The sequence below is a fragment of the Psychroflexus montanilacus genome, from assembly GCF_020164535.1.
Classification (GTDB): domain Bacteria; phylum Bacteroidota; class Bacteroidia; order Flavobacteriales; family Flavobacteriaceae; genus Psychroflexus; species Psychroflexus montanilacus.
The window spans coordinates 132147-155340 of the sequence record NZ_JAIQZC010000001.1 but is presented as its reverse complement, the minus strand read 5'-3'; the positions used below and the strand labels follow the sequence as shown (position 1 = coordinate 155340).

Here is a 23194-nt window from a genome sequence, read left to right as displayed (position 1 = left end):
TTTATTAAATTTTGCTTGTGCATCGGGTTTGACACTGATTTTATATCATAAACTACTCAAAGACAAAACTCAAAGGGTGCTAGCATTCTTTAGATTTTTGTCTTTTTTTTTATTAGGATGTTTGCTAGTCAATCCTCAAATTGATGCTACTACATACAGCCTGGAAAAACCAAAGCTTATTTTTGCAGTGGATAATTCAGAATCTATCAATAAACTTTCGAATTCTTCAGAACTAAACGAATTTATATCTTATCTAAAAAGCGATTCAGACTTAAATGAGAGCTATGATTTAAACTTTCTAAATTTTGGAGGAAACCTAGAATCAACAGTAGATTCACTTTCGTTTTCTGAAACTTCCACAAATATTTCCAAAGTCATAGATTACGCGAATGCTTTAGATGAACCGGAATCTACCTTTGTAATGCTTACTGATGGTAATCAAACGCTTGGAGAAGATTATAAGTTTAAAAACTTCAACGCAGACTTTTCCAGTAAGGTTTTAGTTCTTGGTGATACCACTACCTATAGAGATTCTAAGATAGATCTTGTTAACGTCAATAGCTATTCGTATTTTAAAAATAAATTCCCTGTTGAAGTTTTTGTAAGTCAAAATAGCTCAGAAGATGTCAAGCAAAAGCTTAATCTTATCCAAGATGACAAAGTTATTGCAACCAAAACACTAACTATTCCTGCTAATAGCTCTTCTAAAACTGAATTTTTAGTAACAGCAGAACCAGTAGGAATGAAGGTTTTGAAATTGATATTAGAACCACTTGCGGATGAGAAAAATCAACTGAATAATGAAAAAATTGTCTCTACAGATGTGATTGATTCAAGGTCAAAAATCCTTTTAATTTCAGATATTCTTCATCCAGATATTGGTTTTTTTAATAGGATTTTAGATTCTAGCAAAGAACTTGAGTTTGAACATAAAACTACAGATGAGTCTATTGATATTTCAGAATACGATTTGATCGTTTTTTATCAGCCCCAGGATTCGTTTCAAAACCTGATTACTGAAGTAAAAGATAAATCTATCAATCACTTTATTATTGGAGGGTCCCACACCAGTTATGGATTGCTTAATCGTTTAGATCTTGGGTTTCAAAAGGAATTAATTTCATCTACAGAAGAATATTCAGCAACATTAAATTCAGATTTTAGTTTATTCCTCGTCAATAATCTAAATTTTAAAAATTATCCGCCAATAAAGGATAAATTCGGAGATATTCAACTAAGTAAAGAATATTCAGTCCTGTTGCAAAAACAATTAAATGGAATTGATGTTGAATCTCCTTTATGGGTCTTTAAAACTGAAGATGAAGTAAAACAATCAGTACTCTTCGGAGAAAATATTTGGCGATGGAGAGCAAAATACTACATTGAAAATGCATCATTTACCAAGTTTGATCAAAGCTTTCAAAAGATAATTCAATTTTTGGCCCAGTCTAAGTCGAAAAATACACTTGCTGTAGATGTTAAACCAGTCATTAATTCTGGAGAAAATGAATTCATCAAGGTTAAATATTACAATGCTAATTTTGAAAGTGATACGCGTTATGATTTCGATATGAATATCAAAAATTTGAATTCAGAACAAGTTCAGATATCAAGATTAATTAAAGGTGAAGATGTCTATACTTATGACCTTTCGAAGTTAGAGCCAGGGGAGTATTCTTTTACAATTCAAAGCGACGATATTGACCTCTCAAAAACAGGTAAGTTTGAAATTTTAGATTATTCAAGTGAGAACACATTTGAAAATGCTGATTTTGAAGGCTTAAGTAAATTGGTAGGAAAGGAAAATATTTATTTATTTTCAAACAAATCTCAACTGATTTCTAGCCTTAAAAAAGATAAACCTAAATCAATTCAAAAATCCATCCAAAAAACACAGAGTTTAATCAATTTTGAATGGCTTATCCTTTTATTAGCCTTAACTTTGAGTTTAGAATGGTTTTTTAGGAAATATAAAGGCCTAATTTAAATTTACTACTATGGAAAGATTACCTAAAGCAATTGTACCTATAATTATTGTGGTTGTTATTGCAATTATTTTTATCTCCAACTCAACTGTAAACATCAACTCTGGTGAGGCTGGAGTGTTGTTTAAGCGTTTTGGAGGTGGTGTGGTTACGGATGAGGCTCCTCTGAAAGAAGGATTTCATATTGTTGCACCTTGGAATACTGTATTTGTTTATGAAGTAAGACAGCAGACCATAGACGAATCTATGCAGGTTCTGTCTTCTAATGGATTGGACATCAAATTAGATGCAACTATCTGGTTTGAACCAACTTATGACCAGTTAGGTTTATTGCATAAGGAAAGGGGAGAAAAGTATATTTCTCGTTTGATACAGCCTGCGGTGAGATCTGCAACCAGAACTGTGGTTGGACGTTACAAACCAGAAGAACTGTATGCACAAAAGCGTGAATCTATTCAAAATGAGATGTATGATGAAACTCAGCAACTGTTGAAAAATCAATATGTTCAGGTGAATAGAATTTTGGTAAGAGATGTCTCCTTACCACCTACAATTAAACAAGCTATCGAAAGAAAATTGAAGCAAGAGCAAGAGTCTTTAGAATATGAATTTCGTTTGGAAAAGGCTACAAAAGAAAAACAAAGACAAGAAATTGAAGCAGAAGGTAAAGCCAGAGCTAACGAAATCTTAAGTGCTTCTCTTACTGATAAGATTCTTCAGGAAAAAGGTATACAAGCTACGATTAAACTTTCTGAGTCTGAAAACTCTAAAGTAATCGTAATTGGATCTGGAAAAGATGGAATGCCGATTATTTTAGGCAATAACTAATTTTCTCTTAAAAGTTTAAATGGATTTTATTGAGTCGATATTTAGTTTAAATTTGCAAAGCAATGAAATTACAAAACCTACATCATCATTTATCTAGCTCGCTCAATGCGGTTGGAATGTAGTATGTAGAGTTTTAGACATATACAAAACCCGTTTGAGCATTAAGCTTTAACGGGTTTTTTAATTTTAAAATTTGAAGAATATATGGAAAAATTAAAAATAGCTATTCAAAAATCTGGAAGATTACATGATGAATCTTTAAAGATTTTAAAAGACTGCGGAATCTCCATCAACAATGGAAGAGATCAACTGAAGGTGGATGCATCCAATTTTCCACTTGAAATATTTTACTTAAGAAATGGGGATATCCCTCAGTATTTGAGAGATGGTATTGCAGATTTAGCTATTGTTGGTGAAAATTTACTGCACGAAAAAGGCGAAGATCTCATTATCCAAAAAAGGCTGGGTTTTTCTAAGTGTAAAGTTTCTCTTGCAGTTCCAAAACAATCTGATCTTAAAGGTGTAAAAGATCTGGAAGGCAAGCAGATTGCTACTTCTTATCCCAATACGCTTCAAAAGTATTTAAACAAAAATAATGTAAAAGCTAATATTCACCTTATAAATGGTTCAGTTGAAATTGCTCCTAACATTGGCTTAGCTGATGCTATTTGTGATATTGTTTCAAGTGGAAGTACGCTTTTTAAAAATAATTTGAAAGAATCTGATATTATTTTGAAAAGTGAAGCCGTTCTCACAAGTTCACCTTCTCTTAATGAAGAAAAGCAAAACCTTCTGAATAAACTCTTGTTCAGAATAGATGCAGTTTTAAGGGCTGAAAATTCAAAATATGTTCTTCTAAATGCTCCAAACGATAGGCTGGATGAGATTATTAAAATCCTACCTGGAATGAAAAGTCCTACGGTTATGCCTCTAGCTGAAACCAACTGGAGTTCAGTACACACTGTCATCCAACAAGAAAAATTCTGGGATATTATAGATGAGTTGAAATCCGCTGGAGCTGAAAGTATTCTTGTAAGTCCAATAGAAAAAATGATACTCTAATGAAAACGATTCAAAATCCAAAGAAAGAAGACTGGGCTGAATTGCTGAAAAGGCCTACGCGAACATTTAAAGATATCGAAACCACTGTAGATGATATTTTTAAGAACATCCAGCAGAGTGGCGATGACGCAGTTTTGAGATACACCAGCATGTTTGATGGCGTAGATTTGAAAAGCTTTAAAGTGAGTACTGCGGAAATTCAAAAGGCACAAGCTCAAGTTTCAGATGAATTGAAATCGGCAATACAACTTGCCAAATCCAATATTCATAAATTTCATCAAGCTCAAAAAACAGAGCCAGTAAAAGTTGAAACTCAACCTGGAGTGACTTGCTGGCAAGCTAAGAAGCCTATACAAAAGGTAGGATTGTATATTCCAGGTGGTACTGCGCCTTTATTTTCTACCATTCTCATGCTGGCCGTTCCTGCTAAAATCGCAGGCTGTAGTGAGATTGTTTTGTGCACGCCACCAGATAAAGATGGTAACATAAATCCTGTGACTTTGTACACTGCCCAGCTTTGTGGAATTGACAAAATATTTAAAGTTGGTGGCATTCAAGCGATTGGTGCTATGACGTTTGGAACAGAAACCATTCCAAAAGTTTATAAAATTTTTGGCCCCGGGAATCAATACGTGACTGTTGCTAAACAAGTGGCAACTACCTTTGATGTGGCTATAGATATGCCAGCCGGGCCTTCAGAACTTCTAGTAATGGCCGATGAAACTGCCAATCCTGAGTTTGTCGCTTCAGATTTGTTAAGTCAAGCAGAACATGGATTCGATTCGCAAGTGGTTTTGGTTTCTACAGATGAGGCAACCATAGACAAAGTGAAAATCGCCATTGAAAACCAGTTAAAGGAACTTCCACGAAAGGAAATGGCGTCTAAAGCTATTGATAACTCTAAGTTTGTTTTGGTAAAAGACCAAACAGCTGCTTTGGAACTGATTGACTTTTATGGCCCTGAACATTTTATCGTTTCTACAAAAGATGATGAGTTTTTTGTTGAAAATATCAATAATGCAGGATCTGTTTTTATAGGTAAATACACTCCAGAAAGTGCGGGTGATTATGCATCTGGGACCAATCATACCTTACCAACCAATGGCTATGCAAAACAGTATAGTGGTGTGAATTTGGATAGTTTCAACAAAGCGATTACCTACCAAAAAATTACTCAGGAAGGTATCCAACATATAGGTAAAGCGGTAGAATTGATGGCAGAAGCTGAAGGTCTTCAGGCTCATAAAAATGCAATGACTTTACGACGAAACGAGGTAGAAAATAAATAATATTTGAAAATGACCTTAGACAATTTGATTAGAACAAATGTGAAAAATATGTCGGCTTATTCTTCTGCAAGAGATGAGTTTAATGCTGATGCTCAGGATTATTTGTTTTTAGATGCTAATGAAAATCCTTTTAATACAGATTACAACAGGTATCCAGATCCTTATCAACGCGAACTTAAAGCTGCTATTTCTGAAATTAAACAAATTCCTAAGCAGAATATTTTATTAGGTAATGGAAGTGATGAAGTTCTGGATTTGATATTTAGAGCATTTTGTGAACCTAAGGAAGATGAAATTATAACCATGCCTCCAACCTATGGGATGTATCAAGTTCTGGCTAATCTTAACGATATCCAAACTGTAAATGTTCCCTTAAAAAAAGGATTTCAAATTGATGTGGACTCAGTGCTTTCTGCTATCACTAAACACACCAAGTTAATTTTTATCTGTTCACCCAATAATCCATCTGGTAATTTGCTTCAGATCAATGACATAAAGACCATACTTGATGAGTTTTCTGGTTTGGTGGTGATTGATGAAGCTTACATCGATTTTGCGACCAATAGTTCATTTATTTCAGAATTGAACGATTATCCTAACCTAATCATCACTCAGACCTTTTCTAAAGCTCTTGCTCATGCAGGAATACGTGTCGGGATGTGTTTTGCGAGTGAACGCATCATTGCCGTGCTCAACAAAATAAAACCACCATATAATATCAATCAGTTGAGTCAAAAGAAAGCCCTGGAAGTGGTTCAAAATTTTGAGAATTATTTATTTCAGGTTGAAATATTAAAATCTGAACGGGAAATCCTTTCAGAAGAATTCAAAAACATAAGCTGGATTGAGCATGTTTATCCATCAGAATCCAACTTCTTACTTTGTAAAGTGGATAACGCTGACTACAGATATAATCAACTTTTAGAGCAAAAAATAGTAGTAAGGAATCGAACAAATCAGCATCTTTGCGAAAATTGTTTGAGATTTACAGTAGGAACTCCAGAGCAAAATCAAACCTTACTTAAGGCTCTTAATGAATTAAATTTATAAAGCTGATCTGATCAAAAGCAAAAAAACATGAAAAAAGTTTTATTTATAGATAGAGATGGTACGCTCATCAAAGAACCAGCAGACGAGCAAATTGATAGTTTTGAAAAGCTGGATTTTTATCCTGAGGTATTTACGTACATGGGTAAAATCGCTACGGAATTGGATTTTGAATTGGTGATGATCACCAACCAGGATGGTTTAGGAACAGATGTTTATCCTGAAAATACCTTCTGGCCGGTTCAAAATTTCATCATTCATACGTTTAAAAATGAAGGCGTTCACTTTGAAGATGTCTACATAGATAAAACCTTTCCAGAAGAAAATGCACCCACACGAAAGCCAAAAACAGGTTTACTAACCAAGTACTTTAAATCGGGATATGATTTGAAAAATTCATTTGTCATCGGTGATCGTATGACCGATGTAGAATTAGCTAAAAACCTAGGGGCAAAGGGAATTTTTATTGATAATCATACCAATTTGGGAGAAGGAGAAACTGAAAATTCTGATACTGAATTGGAAGCATTTGTTGCGCTCAGAACCAATTCATGGAAGGAAATTTATAGCTTCCTTAAGCTGGAAGCAAGAACAGCCAGCTTAAAACGTACCACCAAAGAAACTGATATTGAAGTGAGCATCAATTTGGATGGAACCGGGGAAAGCGATATTTCTACTGGAATTCATTTTTTTGATCACATGATAGATCAAATCGCCAGACATGGTCATATTGATATCAAATTGACAGCAAAAGGCGACCTTCAAGTGGATGAGCATCATACCATTGAAGATGTGGCTATCGTTTTGGGAGAAGTATTTTCAAAAGCTTTAGGCAACAAACTCGGAATCGAACGCTACGGGTTTTGTTTGCCGATGGATGACAGTTTAGCTCAGGTGGCTATTGATTTTGGCGGACGAAACTGGTTGGTTTGGGACACTGAGTTTAATCGAGAAAAGATTGGCGAAATGCCTACAGAAATGTTTATGCATTTTTTCAAATCCTTTACCGATGGTGCTAAGTGCAACTTAAATATTAAAGCAGAAGGTGATAACGAACATCATAAAATCGAAGCTATTTTTAAAGCCTTTGCCAAGTCTATTAAAATGGCTGTGAAGCGCGATGCTGAGAAAATGATTTTACCAAGTACAAAAGGACAGCTTTAGATGACAATAGCAATTATAGACTACGGAGCAGGAAATGTAAAAAGTATAGAATTTGCACTACAAAGGCTAGGTTACAAATCTATACTGACCAGTGATGCTGATGTGATTAAAGTAGCAGATCGAGTGATATTTCCAGGTGTTGGAGAAGCAAGTAGTGCTATGCGAATGCTTGAAAATACTGGCCTAAACACATTAATTCCTCAGTTAAAACAACCTGTATTAGGAATTTGCTTGGGTATGCAGTTGATGTGCGACTACTGTGAAGAGGGAAATACGAAAGGTTTGGGAATTTTTGATGTTGATGTCATAAAATTCCATACAAAGCTTAAAGTACCTCAGGTAGGTTGGAATACTATTCATAATCTCAAAACTGACTTATTTCAAGGTATCGATGAAGAATCTTATATGTACTTGGTCCACAGTTATTATGTACCTAAACATAAAAATAGTATTGCAAGTTCAAATTATGGCTTAGAATATAGCGTTGCCTTGCATAAAAATAACTTTTATGGCGTTCAGTTTCATCCTGAGAAAAGCGGAAAAGTAGGAGAGCAGATTTTGAAAAATTTTATTGAGATTAGTATATAGTAAACAAAACTTAGTACCCAATAAACGAAAAACAAACAACGGTAAACAGTTCATATGAGAATAATTCCAGCTATAGACATCATCGAAGGACAATGCGTAAGGCTTTCTAAAGGTGACTATGAAACCAAAAAAGTATATAATGAAAACCCTCTTGAAGTCGCTAAAGCTTTCGAAGATAGTGGTATTGAGTACTTGCATCTTGTCGACTTGGATGGTGCTAAGTCAAAACACATCGTTAACCATAAGATTCTTGAAAACATAGCTACGCAAACCAATTTGAAAATCGATTTTGGAGGTGGATTAAAATCAGATAAAGATTTAAAAATCGCTTTTGAATGTGGGGCAAAACAAATAACTGGAGGAAGTGTTGCAGTCACAGATAAGTCTTTATTTTTAGACTGGGTAACTAAATTTGGTGCAGATAAAATAATACTAGGAGCAGACGCAAAAAATGGAATGATAGCGACAGGAGGTTGGAAAGAGTCTTCAGACCTTCAAATTGAAAACTTTATTAGGGATTTTGTAAAAGACGGAATCCAATATGTGATCTCTACAGACATTTCAAAAGATGGTATGCTGGAAGGACCCTCTGTTGATTTGTATACATCTATCTTAAAAAATAATCCTAAATTGAATCTAATTGCTTCCGGCGGTATTTCAAGCCTTCAAGATGTGGAAGACGTCTTTGAAATTGGTTGTGAAGGTGTTATTATTGGAAAAGCGATCTATGAAAACAGAATAAGTTTGAAGGAATTAGAGAGATTTGTGTTAGAACATTAAAAAGAAAGAATTTGCTTACAAAACGTATCATACCCTGCCTGGATATCAAAAATGGTCGTACCGTGAAAGGCGTTAATTTTGTTGAACTCCGAGATGCTGGTGACCCGGTAGAATTAGCTAAAATTTATGCTGAAAATTATGCTGATGAATTGGTTTTTTTGGACATATCAGCTACAGAGGAACGCCGAAAAACTTTGGCTCAGCTGGTAGAAGAAATCGCCAAACACATCAATATTCCCTTCACCGTTGGTGGTGGAATTTCTTCGGTGGAAGATGTAGCTTTACTACTCAAATCTGGAGCTGACAAAGTTTCAATTAATTCTGCAGCGGTTAAAAATCCTCAATTAATTTCAGAGGTGGCGAAGCGATTTGGATCTCAATGTGTGGTTGTAGCCATTGATGCCAAGCAGATTGATGGCAATTGGAAAGTACATTTGGTAGGAGGGAAGCAGCCAACAGAAATTGATTTATTTGAATGGGCCAAAAAGGTTCAGGATTTGGGTGCTGGTGAGATTTTATTTACGTCTATGGATAACGATGGTACCAAAGCTGGCTTTGCCAATGAAGCCTTGGCTCGCCTGTCAGATGAACTTCACATTCCTATCATCGCTTCGGGTGGTGCTGGTAATGTCAAGCATTTTGAAGACACATTTATACTAGGTAAAGCAGATGCAGCACTGGCTGCAAGTGTATTTCACTTTAAAGAAATCGACATTCAAGATTTAAAACGCGAATTGCAATCTAAAGGCATTTCAATCAGAATTTAAAATAAAATATTATGACTATAGATTTCAATAAAAACATAGACGGTTTAGTGCCGGCCATCGTTCAGGATGCTGTTACCAAAAACGTTTTGATGTTAGGCTACATGAATGAAGAAGCGTACAAAAAAACTACAGAAACTCATCTTGTAACTTTCTATAGCCGAAGTAAGCAAAGGCTATGGACCAAGGGAGAGGAAAGTGGCAACACTTTGGATCTAGTAGACATTAAAGTAGATTGTGATAATGATACTTTACTCATTTATGTTCATCCCAACGGCCCAACCTGTCATACAGGAACAGATACTTGCTGGAGCGAAGAAAACAAGCCTTCTTTTGGGTTTTTATCTGAGTTGGAATCAACCATTCATCAACGTAAAACGGAAGCAAATTCAAAAGAAAGTTACGTGGCAAGTCTTTTTGAAAAAGGAGTCAATAAAATTGCTCAAAAAGTAGGTGAGGAGGCTGTAGAAGTAGTCATAGAAGCTAAAGATGATAATGATGATTTGTTTTTGAATGAAAGCGCAGACTTGCTTTTTCATTATTTAATTTTACTTCAGCAAAAAGGGTTTCAGTTAAAAGACATAGTAAAGGTTTTGCAAGACCGAACCGAAAAATAACCTATAACCTGGATTTTATGCAGTATAAACGATTTTATTACCTCATAAAACTCCAATATTTAGGATTTCGATATCATGGCTGGCAAAAACAGCCAGATGTGCTCACAGTAGAGCATATGCTCAATAAAACGCTTAATTATGTTTTGGAAGGTAAACGATTTAAAGCTATTGCGGCGGGAAGAACTGACGCGATGGTGTCTGTGAACCAGACTTATGCAGAATTGTTTATTTATGAAGATAAGCTTGAGTTGAACACTTTCCTGGATCTTTTCAACAAAAATCTTCCACAAGATATTCGTTGTCTCTCCATTGAAGAAACTACTGCTGATTTTAACATCATCCAACATCCTAAAGTTAAAGAATACCTTTATTTCTTTTGTGTAAAAGAAAAAATGCATCCTTTTTGCGCTCCGTTTATGGTGAATCTACAGGAAGATTTAGATATCGAACTGATGAAAACAGGGGCGAAATTATTTGAAGGTGAGCATGATTTCTATTCATTTGCATTCAGACCAAACCCAGAGACTCAAACTGAGGGGAAAATAGAAGTTTGTGAATTATCCATTAATTCAATTTACACTGCCAACTTTTTTCCTGATACAAGTTATGTTTTAAAAGTCGTTGGAGAGGGTTTTAAGCGTCAGCAAATACGTTTGATGATGGGTGCGCTAATCGACCTTGGCAGGCACAAAATAGACTTGAAGCAATTAGGACAAATTATTGACGGCAGAAATAAAATAAAGCTTGAACATATTGCTCAAGCTTCCGGTTTGATATTAAACTCAGTGAAATTGAAATACTAAAACCATTTTTTCTTTCTGAAGTAAAAAATCAGCCCCAAAGTTAAGATAAGCATAAGTCCTAACACAAAAAAATAGGCTGACTGAAAACCAAGTTCCGGCATGTATTCAAAATTCATCCCGTAAATTCCTGCGATAAACGTCAGAGGTATAAAAATGGTGGACATGATTGTAAGAACTTTCATGACTTCATTCATTTTATTACTAAGACTTCCCATGTAGATTTCTAATAATCCCCATACAATCTCTCTGTAGATATCTACATTTTCTGTAACCTGAAGAATATGATCATAGAGGTCTGCAATATAAGCTTTGGTTGATGCATCATAAAGGACGTGTTTGGACAATTGAAGTTTATTGATAAGTTCTTTGATAGGAAATATAGCCTTGCGTATGCTAAGTATTTCACGTTTTAGTAATTGAATTTCAGAAGTTGATGCATTATTGGCATCGAGTAAAATTCTGTCTTCAAGGTCCTGAGTCTTTTCTTCAATTGTTTCAATGACATTATAATAGTTATCTACTACGGCATCTATGAGGGCGTAGAAAAGATAATCCGTACCTCTCATGCGTATTCTGCCTACTTTATTATGAATTCGTTCACGTATAGAGTTGAAAATTGAATCCTGAGATTGTTGAAAGGATATAATGTAAGACCGATTAAAAACAAGACCAAAGTGGTTCTTAATTAATAGCTCGTTTTCGTTATGAAATACCATTTTCAATGCCAGGAAAACATAATCTTCAAATTCATCTAATTTGGGTCTTTGCTTAGTATTTGCAATGTCTTCGAGCACAAGAGGGTGGATATTCAATAAGTTTCCTAGTTTTCCCAGCTCTTCAACATTATGTACTCCAACAAAATTAATCCAGTGCTTAAACTCACTTTCATGTGTGATAAGCTCAAGAACCTTTTCAACTGGACAATTGTTGTGGTAAATTACTTTGTCTTCGTTATAGCTTATAACATTGATGACTGTTTGTTCGGTAGTTTCTTCCCCTACATAAGTTATTTTACCAGGGATCTGGTTTTGTATTGGTTTTCTTTTTAGTCTGAGATGACTTGAAGATCTTAAATGTTTTAAACTCTTATGCACTGTATTTCTCAAAATGTTCTAGTTGGCTTTGGAGACGTTCTTTAGTCAAATTAATAATACGTTTATTTACTTCAGAAGAATTTTCGCTGTAGAATTTATATTCTTCAATGGTGAAGTGCCCCATAAATATTCCTCTTATTAAATTTTTAAATTTTGAATCCTTCTTTACCGTATTTTCTATATACCTCAATTTTTCTTCGTTGCCTAACTTATGAAATACATTTTTGTACCTGATAATATAATTTTCAAAAATGGAAAGTATGAGTTCATTTTGAAATTTTGAAATGGGTCTTAAAGTCGAATTTTGAAAAGATTCTAAGCCTAATGTAGATTGATCAACTCTTGCATTCGGAACTTCTAGCCTGATTGATAGAAGCCGCTCGTTTCTGGAATCCATAATTTTAATTTTTACTAATGTAATAAAATCTTTGCTTTGTAGAATAGGACTTGTGAATATCAATTAAATGAAAGCAAGGGCTTAAATAGTAAAATATAAAAAAGCCACTCCTGTTTTACCTATCCAAAAAGCTAATTCTATTGGACATCCTGGTAAAGTTAAGAGCAGCTTTTTTAAAATGCTGAAGTTGGTTTGCTATGTCATTATAATTTATTCTACGATTGTAACTTCAAATGTTACTTCAATATCAGTGTCTCCTCCAACTTCAGGAGTTAAAACACCGTTACTTCCAGCTTCTTTATCTCCATCGTGAATCAAAATAAAGGTCAAGTCTCCAGAGCTTGCTTCTCCTGTAACCAATCTAAACTCTACACCAATTGGATTTCCGTCTCCGTCTGCGTCAAGGTATTCTGTATTCACATTCAAACCAGTACCTGCGATGAAAAATACTTGGTGCTCATCGTCTTCTTCTAAAACCTCTTCTGTAACGTCTTCAACTGGCTCTTCGTTTTCATTTAGAAATTCCATTCTTCCAGTATAAGTTGTGTTCGCCTCAAGATTTTCTGCACTTATTTGGGCATTAGAGCCGTCACCATCAAGATCTGTAAATGAAAATACTAATGATTCTGTTCCACCTTCAGGTGTCAAGAATACATTTAAAGTGGTAATTTCTTCTTGTTCAAGTACTGGCGCTGGAGCATCATCGTCGTCTGAACATGCACTAAAAGCAAGTACTGCAAGAAGGCTTAAGCTTAATAATTTGATAGTTTTCATAGGGTTCATTTTTAAAGTTGTAATTGTTAATAATTGAGTTTTAATTGTAACATAGCATTGGTGCCAACTTCGTCAGCATAAAATCTTAAGGCATTGAGGTAATCTCTATAAGTTGTGTTTAATAAATTATTTATAAGCAAATTGATGCTCAATCGTTTAGAGTCGAATTCGAATTCCATTCCACTCCTTAAATTTAGTATGTGATAGGCGCTAGGAGGTGAACTTATGTCAACCAGGACTTCTTCTTTATCACCAGTGATTCGATTTGTAATTTCCACCTCAAAATTATTGTCGGGAAACCTGTTTTGCTCAGCAATAAATTGACTATTGAGTGAAATGAAAAAATTATTCCAATCAGATTTTTTATAAGTCAGGGTGTTAGAAATATTAAAAGGAGGCATATTGATAAGGGCTTCATTTTGCTCAAGATCCTGTCCGTTGACGTAAGCAAAATTTGAATCGAATTCAAAGTTTTTATGAGTATAGCTTGCGCTCACATCTATTCCATACAACCTGGAGTCACTTTGCCTGTACTGCCATACTGGAAAAGAGCCTCTAATGGTATTTTCATCTATTGTACTAGGTTCTAAAATGATAAAATCATTGATTAAGTTATAATAAGGTTGAATGCTAAAGCCAAACTCATCGACCTCTCCCTGCAATTCGGCACCTATTTTGAAAGATTGTTCTGAATTCAATTGCAAATCTCCAAGCTCAATTCTTGCCAGACTGTGGTGTAAGCCATCACTAAATAATTCTGATGGGTTTGGAGCTCTGCTGGCTGAACTTAAATTCGTGGTAAACCTCCAATTATTCTGAAAGGTATGAGTTGCTCCGATAGTAGCGGATAAGTTGTGAAAATCGAATGATGGGTTGGTGAAAATTTGCCCGCCACGTGCCTCTTCTACTTCAAATTCTGGGAACAGTTCATTGTAATTTAATCTTTCCCATCTAGATTTTATGTAGAATTTTTGCGCATCAATTGTATTGAAGTCATATCTAACTCCTGCATCAAGCTTCCACCTGTCTGTTAGGGAAATTTCAGTAGTTGCAAAGACTCCGGCAGTGTACATCTCATAATCAGGGATAAGACGACGAACCCCAGTTTCTCCGCTAGGTATATTGGTTTGGGCGTTTAGTTCAATGCCAAAATTAGAATCAAATCTTTCTAAATCTGTCCATTCCAGCTGAGCTAATAAGGTGTGGGTCTTTAAGTTCATTTCCATTGCAGGAACGTCACTACGCCCACCACGTCTGACATCAAATTCTGACCTGTCATTATTCTGAAAGGAATATTGAAGATTTACTTCGCCAATGTTCTTAATTTTTTTAAAAGCATTCAGTTTAAAGATTTGATGTGTAATTTCCTGCTTCGGACTATTAATTGAATAAGAGAAATCTTCGATAAAAAAAGGTACCCCTCTGTTTATAGATGCTTCTAGGTCTGATATATTTCCCACGTGAGCTGACCTTAAAATACCGATTTCAGAATTGGTTAATTTGTAACTAAAGTCGATACCATAATCTATTTTATTAAGTCCAAGACCCAGACTGATATTATTTTCTCTTTGTCCTGTATTGGTTAACTGATAGTCTGGAGCTTTTAAGTCACCAAGTCGTTTTAAGCTTCCCTGAAGTCTGTAGTTGAATCCATTTGAATTTGATTTTATCAAACTCGTAGAAAAAGTACCACCACGACCATTGGTAGCTCCAGTTAATATGGTTTTACCCATCAGAGTATCTTTCAAAGGTGCTTTTTGAGGTTCTATGACAATAGTTCCTCCCACAGCATCTCCACCATATTTTAAAGCTGAAGCTCCTTTTATAACAGTAACATTGGCTGCTGAATTAATATCTACGTTTGGAGCATGATCTTCCCCCCACTGTTGGTCGTGAAGTCTTACATTGTCGTTAATAATAAGAACTCTTGAACTATGTAAACCGTTGATGATTGGTTTTACTATAGAACTTCCAGTATTAAGCGACGATACACCGCTTATAGTTTTCAACGCATCTCCAAGAGAAGCGTTACTAAAGCTCTCCAGTTCCTCAACCTTTAGTTGTCGAGTAATCGCCGAATTAAGTTTTTCATCATAAAGTTTACCTTTAAGTAAAACTTCATTCAATTCCTCAAGATGGTGTTCGAGACGAAAATTGATTTTGAGATTCTCTTGTAGTTTTATTCGTTTGGTTTGAGTTTCACAATAGGGGTGGGTAACTTTTATTAACAGTTCGCCACCACAAATGTCATTCAATTCGAAGTTACCCTTATCGTCACTATAGGCAACATTAGTTGTACCTTCAATAGCAATGACTGCACCTTGAAGTAAGGAGTTATCATGAATATCTATAACTTGTCCGGAAATTGTGTAATCACAATTTTGGGCAGTTAAAAATGAGGATACAAATAAAAAGAAATACAAAAGACTTGACTTCTGAATCATACAATCGAATTAAACTAGTAAATAAATAAAGTGTAGGAGCTGGACTTTAGACTAGTTTAAAAGGGGGAGGTTTATTGTAATATTTACCAGAGGGATGGATTTTTACAGCAACCTGATAATACATTGATACAGAAGCCTCAACTATAATTTCATTTGATGTAAATTCCTGAGTTTGAATCTGTGGAGAGTAGAACTGTAAATCATCCTTTGTTGATAACACATATTCATCACAAGTGCTACAATGTTCTATCGAAGAAAAATCATCTTCAAACAAATGACTAAGCGCATGAGCATTTACAACCGATGTTGTAAAAATCATGAATAAAGTGACGCTAAGTAATTGTTTGAAGTTCAACGTTTATTATATTTTTTGCGAATGTAATATTATTTTAAAGAATAATTGTTAAATAAGATGTTATTGAAACAAAAAACCAAGGCCTAACCTGGAAAGCATTTTCTTTTCGAAGCTCCAAAAGAATTTATTTTGTCCGAAAAGAGTTCCTATAACTACAAGTAAAACCTGGTAAATAGGAAATATAAGTAGTATTCTCAGTGAATAATAAAAGAATCCACCAAAGAAATGTTCTGGAAAAGCTCCGCGGTGTAAGCCTAAAAAAGTCAATACTGGTTTAGCAAGGTAGGCAGAAAGTGAGCCAGTGATGGCAAATACTATAAATATGATAACCAATTGAAAGTTGGATTGAATGCCCCAGCGTTCTTTTAATTTTTTCATTTTGCAAAAATACAAAAGCTTATCGCAATCTTTGCCTATATTTCTCTTGAAAATAGACGAAATAATTATAAAGTAGATAATTCACTTCGTATCCATAGTCTATATCAAATTCATAGTTGATTTGCATCGGATACAAATCCGTGCCAAACTGAGATGGATTGTTTGCTCTTATATTGTAGTTGGTCACAAAAATCTTATTTCTTTGTTCAAGGTAAGTTTGTCCATAATATCCTCTAGGTCTTTGAGTAGCAAGCCAGGCTGAAAAACCAGGCTCTAGAATTATAATCTCGTATTCTAAACTATCATTGGCAATACGTATTGTATCATTAGTGATTTCAGAATCCTCAAAATCCAAATCTTTATTTTGTTTTTGAACAGAACAGGCAAGGATTGTTGCTAAAAATAAAAGAGGTAAAAAATATTTCATTATTAAATTTAGTCCTTTCTTGTCATATCTACAATAAATGAATCCGGATATTTATCTAAATTTCTGGATTTGAAATTTTCTGCTGCTCTTCTATTATTAAATTGCCCCAAAATTACAGTATAAACTTTGGTTTCATTTACAGTTTTGATTTGAATGAGGACTTCACTTTTATAACTTACTTTGAGTCGGTTAGCCAGCCTTAATAAATTGTCACTTTCTTGAAAACTTGCTATTTGAACTCCGAAGAAGTCAGGTTGAACTTCATCTACTGTCAATTCATAAAATTCTCTTTCCTCAATTGTATTTTTGGAGGCCTTTTTAAAATTTTCTGCATTGCTTTCCCTCTTTTCTGTAGTTTGGGCAGTTTCTCGTTTCTCTTCTTCTGAAACTCTTGGTGTTTGATATTCAGTTTCTGACTTTTGACCCTTTGATTCCGTCAGATTTCCATCAAGCACCTCTATTCTTACATCTGTGACTCCGCTATCTATAATGTTTAAAGACTGAGCTACAGACCTGGATAAATCAATAATTCTACCTCTGATGAAAGGACCTCTGTCATTAATAGTGACTATTTCAGTTTTATTATTAGTTAGATTAGTCACTTTTACTTTAGTTCCAAATGGCAACTTTCTATGAGCAGCAGTAGGGAGATTGTGTTTGTAAATTTCTCCACTAGCCGTTGGTCTGCCTTCAAATTTATCTGCATAAAAGGAGGCTTTCCCTGTCTGAGTTTGGGCAAAGCTTAAAGAAGAGATAAAAAATACTAAGGCAAGTTGGATGGTTTTCATAATAATTAGTTTGAAAATGAAATAATTTGATCTGCAAGTTCTCTGGATACTCTATCCTGAGTTTCCTGAGTTGCTCCTCCAATATGAGGCGAAAGTGATAATTTAGGATTCATAAGTAACTGGATAGGAGGTTGGGGCTCATCCTCGAATACATCTAAAGCTCCAAAACCCAATTTATTGTTTTCTAATGATTTAACCAAAGCTACTTCATCTAAACATTTACCATGCGATGTATTGATAATCCCTGCAGTTGACTTCATTTTCTGAAGTTCTTTTGCCCCGATGAAGTAGCTATCAGTTTCAGGAATATGTAAACTTATAACGTCTGAAGTTGACAAAACTTCATCAAGAGTGGAGGAGGATAGTTCAAATTTTATAGATTGTTCATCAAAGAACTTTAGCTCAAGAGCAGAAGTTTCTATATTCTTATCGTAGAATTTAACCCTCATGCCCAAAGCTATGGCTTTCTTAGCTACTTCCTGTCCAACTCTTCCAAAACCTATGAGTCCTACAGTCTTACCTTTCAGTTCACTCCCTCCAGAAAATGAGCGTTTCAAAGCATTAAAGTTTTGATCTCCTTCTAGTGGCATTTCACGGTTGGAGTCTTTCAGGTGTCTCATACAACTTAACATATGAGCGATAGTAAACTCGGCAACACTTGTGCTCCAGGCATGTTCTGCATGGAAAACTTCAATATTATTCTTCCTTGCAACTTCAGAAGCTATATGCGTTGAAGTCCTATCGCAATTACCAATAAATTTTAACGTAGTCAATTCAGAAATGATTTCCTTAGGTAATAATGTTGATTGTTTCACCAAAAGTCCATCTATACTGTTGGTGTTGATATAGTTAACCAATTGATTTGGCGCGATGTTTTTAATGATCACTTCATGCCCCGCTTTTTCAAGTAAATTAATCCCAACTTCAGAAAAGCCGTCTGTTGCTAATATTTTCATTTAATTATAATTAAGTCGTTTTTTCAAAATGTTTCATGACGTCTACGAGTACATGAACGCTTTCAATGGAAAGTGCATTATACATAGACGCTCTATAACCGCCAACACTTCTATGACCATTTAACCCATTAATATTGGCTTCTTTCCATAGATTATCAAATCTTGAAGCCAATTTTTCATCTTTTAGAGTAAAAGTGGCATTCATCATAGAACGATCTTCTTTTGCTGTGAACCCTTCAAAAAGTGGATTTCTATCAATTTCATCATAAATTAAGCTTGCTTTAGCTTTGTTCTTTTTTTCAATTGCAGAAACACCACCGCTTCTGGCTAACCACTCCAAAGTCAGCATCGATACGTATACCGAAAAGACTGGAGGTGTATTGAACATGCTTTCTTTCTTGATGAATAATTCAAAATCCATCATTGATGGAATTGTTCTTGAAACTTTTCCTAAAATATCTTCTTTCACCACAACCAGTGTAGCTCCTGCAGGTCCCATATTTTTTTGAGCACCAGCATAAATCAATCCAAATTGAGAATAATCGATATCTCTGGAAAAAATATCACTGCTCATGTCACAAACCAATGGGGTGTTTTCTGAAGTTGGAAAAGACTTCATCTGAGTACCAAAAATGGTGTTATTACTTGTGCAGTGCAGGTAATCCAAATCTGTTGGTACCTCATATTGCTTTGGAATGTAATTGTAGTTTTTATCTTTAGAACTCGCCACAACTTCTACATTCCCAAAGTTTTTGGCTTCTTTGATGGCATTGGCAGACCAGGTTCCTGTATCTAAATAGCCTGCTTTATTTTCCAGAAGATTATATGCCGTCATCAAAAATTGCATACTCGCACCTCCTTGAAAAAACAAAGCTTTATAGCCTTTATTCTTTAAGCCAAGTTGCTCTAAAGCTAGTGATCTTGCCTTTTCCATTACCTCTACAAAAGCTGCACTACGATGAGAAATTTCGAGAATAGACAATCCAGAACCGTCTAAGTCTATGACAGACTGTGAGGCCTTTTCAAAAACTTCCAAAGGAAGAATACAAGGACCGGCGCTAAAATTATGAGGTCTTTCCATTAGTTTATTATTTAAGTTGAGTCAAAAACTCAATAGTATCTACACCATCAGCAAAATCTGAAAGTTCAGGGTGCTGAGCCTGACCAAAATCAACTTCAGCCAAATTATGATTACCTACAATGCACTGGATGTTTTCTTTTTCTTCTTTCAGCCTTCTCTTTAAATGAGTTTCATCAGTGTAGGTTTCGTAAAATAAAACACCAATAGGTGAAGAAAATTGTTGATCTTCTTTCAAAAGTAAAAAACCATTATCCAATAACTTTACAGAACTCATCAGGTATACCGCCTTATTATAATCGTAGTTATTGGCATACTTATGATGATTGATGAAATCTTTGTACTTAAACATTGACTTGAAAAAATCATCAAAATCATAAGCTTCAGGGACAAATAGCTTAGACACGTTTCTACAACCTAAACCAAAATACTTAAAAACATCTTCACCTAAAGCCTTCAGATCTGTTTTTGATTCAGTTCCGTCCAATAAGGCTGCAGAATTTCTGTTTTTTCTGATGATGTGAGGCTTTTCTTTAAAATAGTATTCAAAATACCGAGCCGTATTATTACTTCCCGTGGCAATTACGGCCTCAAAATATGGAAGCCTGTCTTTTGTAAATTCAATTTTAGACTTTAACTCAGGTTCAATTTCAATTAGTGTTTCAGCAAAAAAAGGAATCAATAAATTATCATTGGAAGATAATTTACCTATAAAATGATGTCCAGTGATAAGAACACTTAAAAAGTCGTGAAATCCTACCAAAGGGATATTTCCAGCCATGACAACAGCAACTCTTTGTGTTGCAAAATTACCCAAAGAATAGAGTAGAAGCCATTTATCAAGATTCTCTCTGGTCAGAGCCTTTGACCAATCTTTTAAGGCATTATGAATTTGCTCCTGTGTAAACCATGCATTTTGAATTTCTGCATTTCGAATGACATTAGTCAATTTTTGTGAAAAATTAGAGCTTGAGTCTTTAGAATCTATGTAATTTTGTAATAAGAATCCAAGTTCTGAAAAGGCATCTATTCTGGTTTCTAAAGTCATATGTTTGGCTAACCTTTGTAGTGTTGCTATTTTTGAACAAACTTACATAAATATTACTCAAATGGCTATTAAAATAACAGACGAATGTATCAATTGCGGTGCTTGCGAGCCCGAATGTCCAAACACTGCAATTTACGAAGGAGCAGACGATTGGAGATACGCTGATGGCACAGATCTAGAAGGCGATATTGTACTTCCAGATGGCAAAGAAGTCAATGCTGAAGAAGCTCAAGAACCTATAAGTGATGAATTATACTATATTGTAGCAGATAAATGTACTGAATGTTTAGGTTTTCATGAAGAACCACAATGTGCTGCAGTTTGTCCAGTTGATTGTTGTGTACCCGATGAAGAGCATGAAGAAACGGAAGAAGAATTATTAGGTAAGCAATCTTTCATGCACAAAGAATAATAGATTAATATTACTTTAAGACTTAAACCTCTAATCCTTAGTGCTTAGAGGTTTTTTATTTACTAGAAAATATTTATATCACAACATGGATCTAATTCATTGTAGATTTTAAATTTGTGTACAGATTTTTATTTTAGAGAAATCGTAGTATATTTCGGTGTTCAGAAAAATTATGGCAGAAGAAACAAAGTACACAGAAGATAACATTAAATCACTAGACTGGAAGCAACACATACGTATGCGGCCAGGGATGTATATAGGAAAACTGGGAGACGGATCTGGAGCCGATGACGGTGTTTATATCTTACTCAAAGAAGTTTTGGATAACTCCATTGATGAATTTGTAATGGGCTCAGGCAAAACCATTGAAGTTTCCATTCAAAATTCTAAAGTAATCGTTAGAGATTATGGTCGAGGAATTCCGTTAGGAAAAGTGGTGGATGTGGTTTCCAAAATGAATACGGGTGGTAAATATGACACGAATGCTTTTAAGAAATCAGTTGGTCTTAACGGTGTAGGTACTAAAGCCGTAAATGCACTCTCTAGTTACTTCAGAGTTGAATCTACAAGAGATAATAAATCGGTCTCTGCAGAATTTGAGCAGGGAAACTTAGTGAACAAGGAAGAACTTGATGAAACCTCAAGACGCCGGGGTACTAAAGTTACATTTATTCCTGATGAAGTCATTTTCAAGAAGTACAATTTCAGAAATGAATATATTGAGAAAATGCTTAAAAATTATGTCTATCTCAATCCAGGTCTGACAATACTGTTTAATGGGGAAAAATTTTACTCAGAAGAAGGCTTGAAAGATCTGTTGAGTGACAGAATAAGAGAAGAAGACAGATTGTTCCCAATCATACATCTAAAGGGAAATGATATTGAAGTCGCTATCACCTTTAGCAAGGCTCAATATTCTGAAGAATACCATTCTTTTGTCAATGGACAAAACACAACTCAAGGAGGAACTCATCAGTCAGCTTTTAGAGAAGCGATTGTCAAAACCATAAGAGATTTTTACAAGAAGAACTTTGAGCCTAGTGACATTAGGAAATCCATTGTATCAGCCATAAGCATAAAAGTGATGGAACCGGTTTTTGAAAGTCAAACCAAGACGAAATTAGGCTCAACCGATATGGGTGGAGACTTACCAACAGTAAGGACTTACATCATGGATTTTATGAAGCAAAAGTTGGATAACTATCTTCATAAAAACAATGAAACAGCTGAGCAGCTTCACAAAAAAATTCTTCGGGCTGAAAAAGAGCGCAAAGATCTCTCTGGAATCCGAAAATTAGCCAAGGATAGAGCGAAAAAGGCAAGTGTTCACAATAAAAAATTACGAGACTGTAGAATTCACTTAGAAGACACAAAAAAAGAAGGTTATCTGGAAACAACCTTATTCATTACGGAAGGTGATTCGGCAAGTGGAAGTATTACCAAGTCTAGAGATGTCAACACTCAGGCTGTGTTTAGTCTTAAAGGAAAGCCGCTAAATTCTTATGGACTCAGTAAGAAAATTGTTTATGAAAATGAGGAGTTTAACCTCCTGCAGGCAGCTTTAAACATTGAAGACTCTCTGGAAGACTTGAGATACAATAATATTGTAATTGCCACCGATGCTGATGTAGATGGTATGCACATTCGTTTATTGATCATCACTTTTTTTCTTCAGTTTTTTCCAGAATTAATTAAAGAAGGTCATTTGTATATTTTGCAAACCCCACTGTTTAGAGTAAGGGACAAGAAACAAACCTTTTATTGTTATTCTGAGACCGAAAGGCGAGAAGCCATAAAAGCATTGAGAGGTAAACCTGAAATCACCCGATTTAAAGGGCTGGGTGAAATCTCTCCAGATGAATTCAAGAATTTTATAGGGGATGACATTCGTCTAGATCCTGTAATGTTAGATAAGTACAAAAGCATACCCGAAATTTTGGAATTTTACATGGGGAAAAACACTCCAGATCGCCAGAATTTTATCATAGACAATCTAAAAGTAGAAATAGACCTCGTAGAGGAAGTTGAAGAAGAAATCCATGAGGTTAAGTAACCATAAACTTGTTAAAATTATACCTGGTGTGTATTACTTTTCAGTGATACTCTTTCTGCTTCT

Annotated in this window: 24 protein-coding genes; 13 read left to right on the top strand and 11 right to left on the bottom strand. The window is 34.9% G+C overall.

What is annotated here, in order from left to right:
- Positions 1 to 76 precede the first annotated feature (76 nt).
- The 11 genes from LB454_RS00750 (at position 77) to LB454_RS00700 (ending at position 10927) form a co-directional block, all read left to right on the top strand.
- Positions 77 to 1987 carry a hypothetical protein gene (locus LB454_RS00750; RefSeq protein ID WP_224462398.1) on the top strand — a complete coding sequence of 637 codons (1911 nt, stop codon included), beginning with the start codon at positions 77 to 79 and terminating at the stop codon, positions 1985 to 1987.
- Between the two features lie 10 nt (positions 1988 to 1997).
- Entirely contained in the window at positions 1998 to 2813 is an 816-nt protein-coding gene (locus tag LB454_RS00745; protein ID WP_224462397.1) for a prohibitin family protein, read from the top strand.
- 204 nt (positions 2814 to 3017) lie between these two features.
- Positions 3018 to 3875 (top strand): ATP phosphoribosyltransferase, encoded by an 858-nt coding sequence (gene hisG / locus LB454_RS00740; protein ID WP_224462396.1) that lies wholly within the window; start codon positions 3018 to 3020, stop codon positions 3873 to 3875.
- Complete coding sequence (hisD, locus tag LB454_RS00735) at positions 3875 to 5164, top strand: histidinol dehydrogenase (RefSeq protein WP_224462395.1); 1290 nt, start codon at positions 3875 to 3877, stop codon at positions 5162 to 5164. Before hisG ends, hisD begins: the two co-directional genes overlap by 1 nt.
- A gap of 9 nt (positions 5165 to 5173) precedes the next feature.
- The gene (hisC, locus tag LB454_RS00730) at positions 5174 to 6214 is read left to right on the top strand and encodes a histidinol-phosphate transaminase (protein WP_224462394.1); all 1041 of its coding nucleotides are present in this window, start codon (positions 5174 to 5176) and stop codon (positions 6212 to 6214) included.
- Positions 6215 to 6241: 27 nt separating this feature from the next.
- Entirely contained in the window at positions 6242 to 7375 is a 1134-nt protein-coding gene (hisB, locus tag LB454_RS00725; RefSeq protein ID WP_224462393.1) for a bifunctional histidinol-phosphatase/imidazoleglycerol-phosphate dehydratase HisB, read from the top strand.
- On the top strand, positions 7376 to 7963 hold the full coding sequence (gene hisH / locus LB454_RS00720) for an imidazole glycerol phosphate synthase subunit HisH (protein WP_224462392.1): 588 nt from the start codon (positions 7376 to 7378) through the stop codon (positions 7961 to 7963). It abuts the gene before it with no gap.
- Positions 7964 to 8017: 54 nt separating this feature from the next.
- Positions 8018 to 8743, top strand: a complete 726-nt coding sequence (hisA, locus tag LB454_RS00715) for a 1-(5-phosphoribosyl)-5-[(5-phosphoribosylamino)methylideneamino]imidazole-4-carboxamide isomerase (RefSeq protein WP_224462391.1) — start codon at positions 8018 to 8020, stop codon at positions 8741 to 8743.
- Between the two features lie 11 nt (positions 8744 to 8754).
- Positions 8755 to 9510, top strand: a complete 756-nt coding sequence (gene hisF / locus LB454_RS00710) for an imidazole glycerol phosphate synthase subunit HisF (protein ID WP_224462390.1) — start codon at positions 8755 to 8757, stop codon at positions 9508 to 9510.
- 11 nt (positions 9511 to 9521) lie between these two features.
- Positions 9522 to 10124 (top strand): bifunctional phosphoribosyl-AMP cyclohydrolase/phosphoribosyl-ATP diphosphatase HisIE, encoded by a 603-nt coding sequence (gene hisIE, locus LB454_RS00705; protein ID WP_224462389.1) that lies wholly within the window; start codon positions 9522 to 9524, stop codon positions 10122 to 10124.
- A gap of 17 nt (positions 10125 to 10141) precedes the next feature.
- Entirely contained in the window at positions 10142 to 10927 is a 786-nt protein-coding gene (locus tag LB454_RS00700; protein WP_224462388.1) for a tRNA pseudouridine synthase A, read from the top strand.
- On the opposite strand, the gene corA is transcribed toward LB454_RS00700, so the two are convergent.
- From corA to LB454_RS00645, 11 genes are all read right to left on the bottom strand, one after another.
- Complete coding sequence (gene corA / locus LB454_RS00695; protein WP_224462387.1) at positions 10924 to 12033, bottom strand: magnesium/cobalt transporter CorA; 1110 nt, start codon at positions 12031 to 12033, stop codon at positions 10924 to 10926. The two genes, LB454_RS00700 and corA, sit on opposite strands and share 4 nt — an antisense overlap.
- The gene (locus tag LB454_RS00690) at positions 12014 to 12418 is read right to left on the bottom strand and encodes a glyoxalase (RefSeq protein WP_224462386.1); all 405 of its coding nucleotides are present in this window, start codon (positions 12416 to 12418) and stop codon (positions 12014 to 12016) included. The genes corA and LB454_RS00690 overlap by 20 nt, the downstream gene beginning before the upstream one ends.
- A 210-nt stretch (positions 12419 to 12628) precedes the next feature.
- Entirely contained in the window at positions 12629 to 13192 is a 564-nt protein-coding gene (locus LB454_RS00685; protein WP_224462385.1) for a type 1 periplasmic binding fold superfamily protein, read from the bottom strand.
- A 26-nt stretch (positions 13193 to 13218) separates the two neighbouring features.
- Positions 13219 to 15636, bottom strand: coding sequence for a TonB-dependent receptor (locus LB454_RS00680; protein WP_224462384.1), 2418 nt, complete (start codon positions 15634 to 15636; stop codon positions 13219 to 13221).
- A 46-nt stretch (positions 15637 to 15682) separates the two neighbouring features.
- On the bottom strand, positions 15683 to 15991 hold the full coding sequence (locus LB454_RS00675; protein ID WP_224462383.1) for a hypothetical protein: 309 nt from the start codon (positions 15989 to 15991) through the stop codon (positions 15683 to 15685).
- Positions 15992 to 16051: 60 nt separating this feature from the next.
- Complete coding sequence (locus tag LB454_RS00670) at positions 16052 to 16369, bottom strand: DUF6787 family protein (protein ID WP_224462382.1); 318 nt, start codon at positions 16367 to 16369, stop codon at positions 16052 to 16054.
- 19 nt (positions 16370 to 16388) lie between these two features.
- A complete protein-coding gene (locus LB454_RS00665) occupies positions 16389 to 16796 on the bottom strand; it encodes a DUF6146 family protein (RefSeq protein WP_224462381.1) in 408 nt (135 codons plus the stop codon).
- A gap of 8 nt (positions 16797 to 16804) precedes the next feature.
- Positions 16805 to 17584 carry a septal ring lytic transglycosylase RlpA family protein gene (locus LB454_RS00660; protein WP_224462380.1) on the bottom strand — a complete coding sequence of 260 codons (780 nt, stop codon included), beginning with the start codon at positions 17582 to 17584 and terminating at the stop codon, positions 16805 to 16807.
- A 5-nt stretch (positions 17585 to 17589) separates the two neighbouring features.
- Entirely contained in the window at positions 17590 to 18540 is a 951-nt protein-coding gene (locus LB454_RS00655; RefSeq protein ID WP_224462379.1) for an NAD(P)-dependent oxidoreductase, read from the bottom strand.
- A 10-nt stretch (positions 18541 to 18550) separates the two neighbouring features.
- Positions 18551 to 19621, bottom strand: coding sequence for a 3-phosphoserine/phosphohydroxythreonine transaminase (gene serC / locus LB454_RS00650; RefSeq protein ID WP_224462378.1), 1071 nt, complete (start codon positions 19619 to 19621; stop codon positions 18551 to 18553).
- Between the two features lie 7 nt (positions 19622 to 19628).
- A complete protein-coding gene (locus tag LB454_RS00645) occupies positions 19629 to 20666 on the bottom strand; it encodes an acyl-CoA reductase (RefSeq protein ID WP_224462377.1) in 1038 nt (345 codons plus the stop codon).
- Positions 20667 to 20727: 61 nt separating this feature from the next.
- On the opposite strand from LB454_RS00645, the gene LB454_RS00640 reads away from it, so the two are divergent.
- Both LB454_RS00640 and LB454_RS00635 read left to right on the top strand, forming a co-directional pair.
- Entirely contained in the window at positions 20728 to 21078 is a 351-nt protein-coding gene (locus LB454_RS00640; RefSeq protein WP_224463850.1) for a 4Fe-4S dicluster domain-containing protein, read from the top strand.
- A gap of 172 nt (positions 21079 to 21250) precedes the next feature.
- A complete protein-coding gene (locus LB454_RS00635) occupies positions 21251 to 23131 on the top strand; it encodes a DNA topoisomerase IV subunit B (RefSeq protein WP_224462376.1) in 1881 nt (626 codons plus the stop codon).
- The last annotated feature ends 63 nt before the right edge of the window (positions 23132 to 23194 follow it).

What these genes read in the sequence shown, in the direction of transcription:
- LB454_RS00655 (WP_224462379.1), bottom strand. Translation starts at nt 18,540, where the DNA reads ATGAAAATATTAGCAACAGACGGCTTTTCTGAAGTTGGGATTAATTTA.
- LB454_RS00700 (WP_224462388.1), top strand. Translation starts at nt 10,142, where the DNA reads ATGCAGTATAAACGATTTTATTACCTCATAAAACTCCAATATTTAGGA.
- LB454_RS00635 (WP_224462376.1), top strand. Translation starts at nt 21,251, where the DNA reads ATGGCAGAAGAAACAAAGTACACAGAAGATAACATTAAATCACTAGAC.
- LB454_RS00660 (WP_224462380.1), bottom strand. Translation starts at nt 17,584, where the DNA reads ATGAAAACCATCCAACTTGCCTTAGTATTTTTTATCTCTTCTTTAAGC.
- serC (WP_224462378.1), bottom strand. Translation starts at nt 19,621, where the DNA reads ATGGAAAGACCTCATAATTTTAGCGCCGGTCCTTGTATTCTTCCTTTG.
- hisG (WP_224462396.1), top strand. Translation starts at nt 3,018, where the DNA reads ATGGAAAAATTAAAAATAGCTATTCAAAAATCTGGAAGATTACATGAT.
- LB454_RS00640 (WP_224463850.1), top strand. Translation starts at nt 20,728, where the DNA reads ATGGCTATTAAAATAACAGACGAATGTATCAATTGCGGTGCTTGCGAG.
- hisD (WP_224462395.1), top strand. Translation starts at nt 3,875, where the DNA reads ATGAAAACGATTCAAAATCCAAAGAAAGAAGACTGGGCTGAATTGCTG.
- LB454_RS00745 (WP_224462397.1), top strand. Translation starts at nt 1,998, where the DNA reads ATGGAAAGATTACCTAAAGCAATTGTACCTATAATTATTGTGGTTGTT.
- LB454_RS00665 (WP_224462381.1), bottom strand. Translation starts at nt 16,796, where the DNA reads ATGAAATATTTTTTACCTCTTTTATTTTTAGCAACAATCCTTGCCTGT.
- LB454_RS00645 (WP_224462377.1), bottom strand. Translation starts at nt 20,666, where the DNA reads ATGACTTTAGAAACCAGAATAGATGCCTTTTCAGAACTTGGATTCTTA.
- hisIE (WP_224462389.1), top strand. Translation starts at nt 9,522, where the DNA reads ATGACTATAGATTTCAATAAAAACATAGACGGTTTAGTGCCGGCCATC.
- hisC (WP_224462394.1), top strand. Translation starts at nt 5,174, where the DNA reads ATGACCTTAGACAATTTGATTAGAACAAATGTGAAAAATATGTCGGCT.
- LB454_RS00685 (WP_224462385.1), bottom strand. Translation starts at nt 13,192, where the DNA reads ATGAAAACTATCAAATTATTAAGCTTAAGCCTTCTTGCAGTACTTGCT.
- hisH (WP_224462392.1), top strand. Translation starts at nt 7,376, where the DNA reads ATGACAATAGCAATTATAGACTACGGAGCAGGAAATGTAAAAAGTATA.
- LB454_RS00670 (WP_224462382.1), bottom strand. Translation starts at nt 16,369, where the DNA reads ATGAAAAAATTAAAAGAACGCTGGGGCATTCAATCCAACTTTCAATTG.
- LB454_RS00690 (WP_224462386.1), bottom strand. Translation starts at nt 12,418, where the DNA reads ATGGATTCCAGAAACGAGCGGCTTCTATCAATCAGGCTAGAAGTTCCG.
- LB454_RS00680 (WP_224462384.1), bottom strand. Translation starts at nt 15,636, where the DNA reads ATGATTCAGAAGTCAAGTCTTTTGTATTTCTTTTTATTTGTATCCTCA.
- hisB (WP_224462393.1), top strand. Translation starts at nt 6,242, where the DNA reads ATGAAAAAAGTTTTATTTATAGATAGAGATGGTACGCTCATCAAAGAA.
- hisA (WP_224462391.1), top strand. Translation starts at nt 8,018, where the DNA reads ATGAGAATAATTCCAGCTATAGACATCATCGAAGGACAATGCGTAAGG.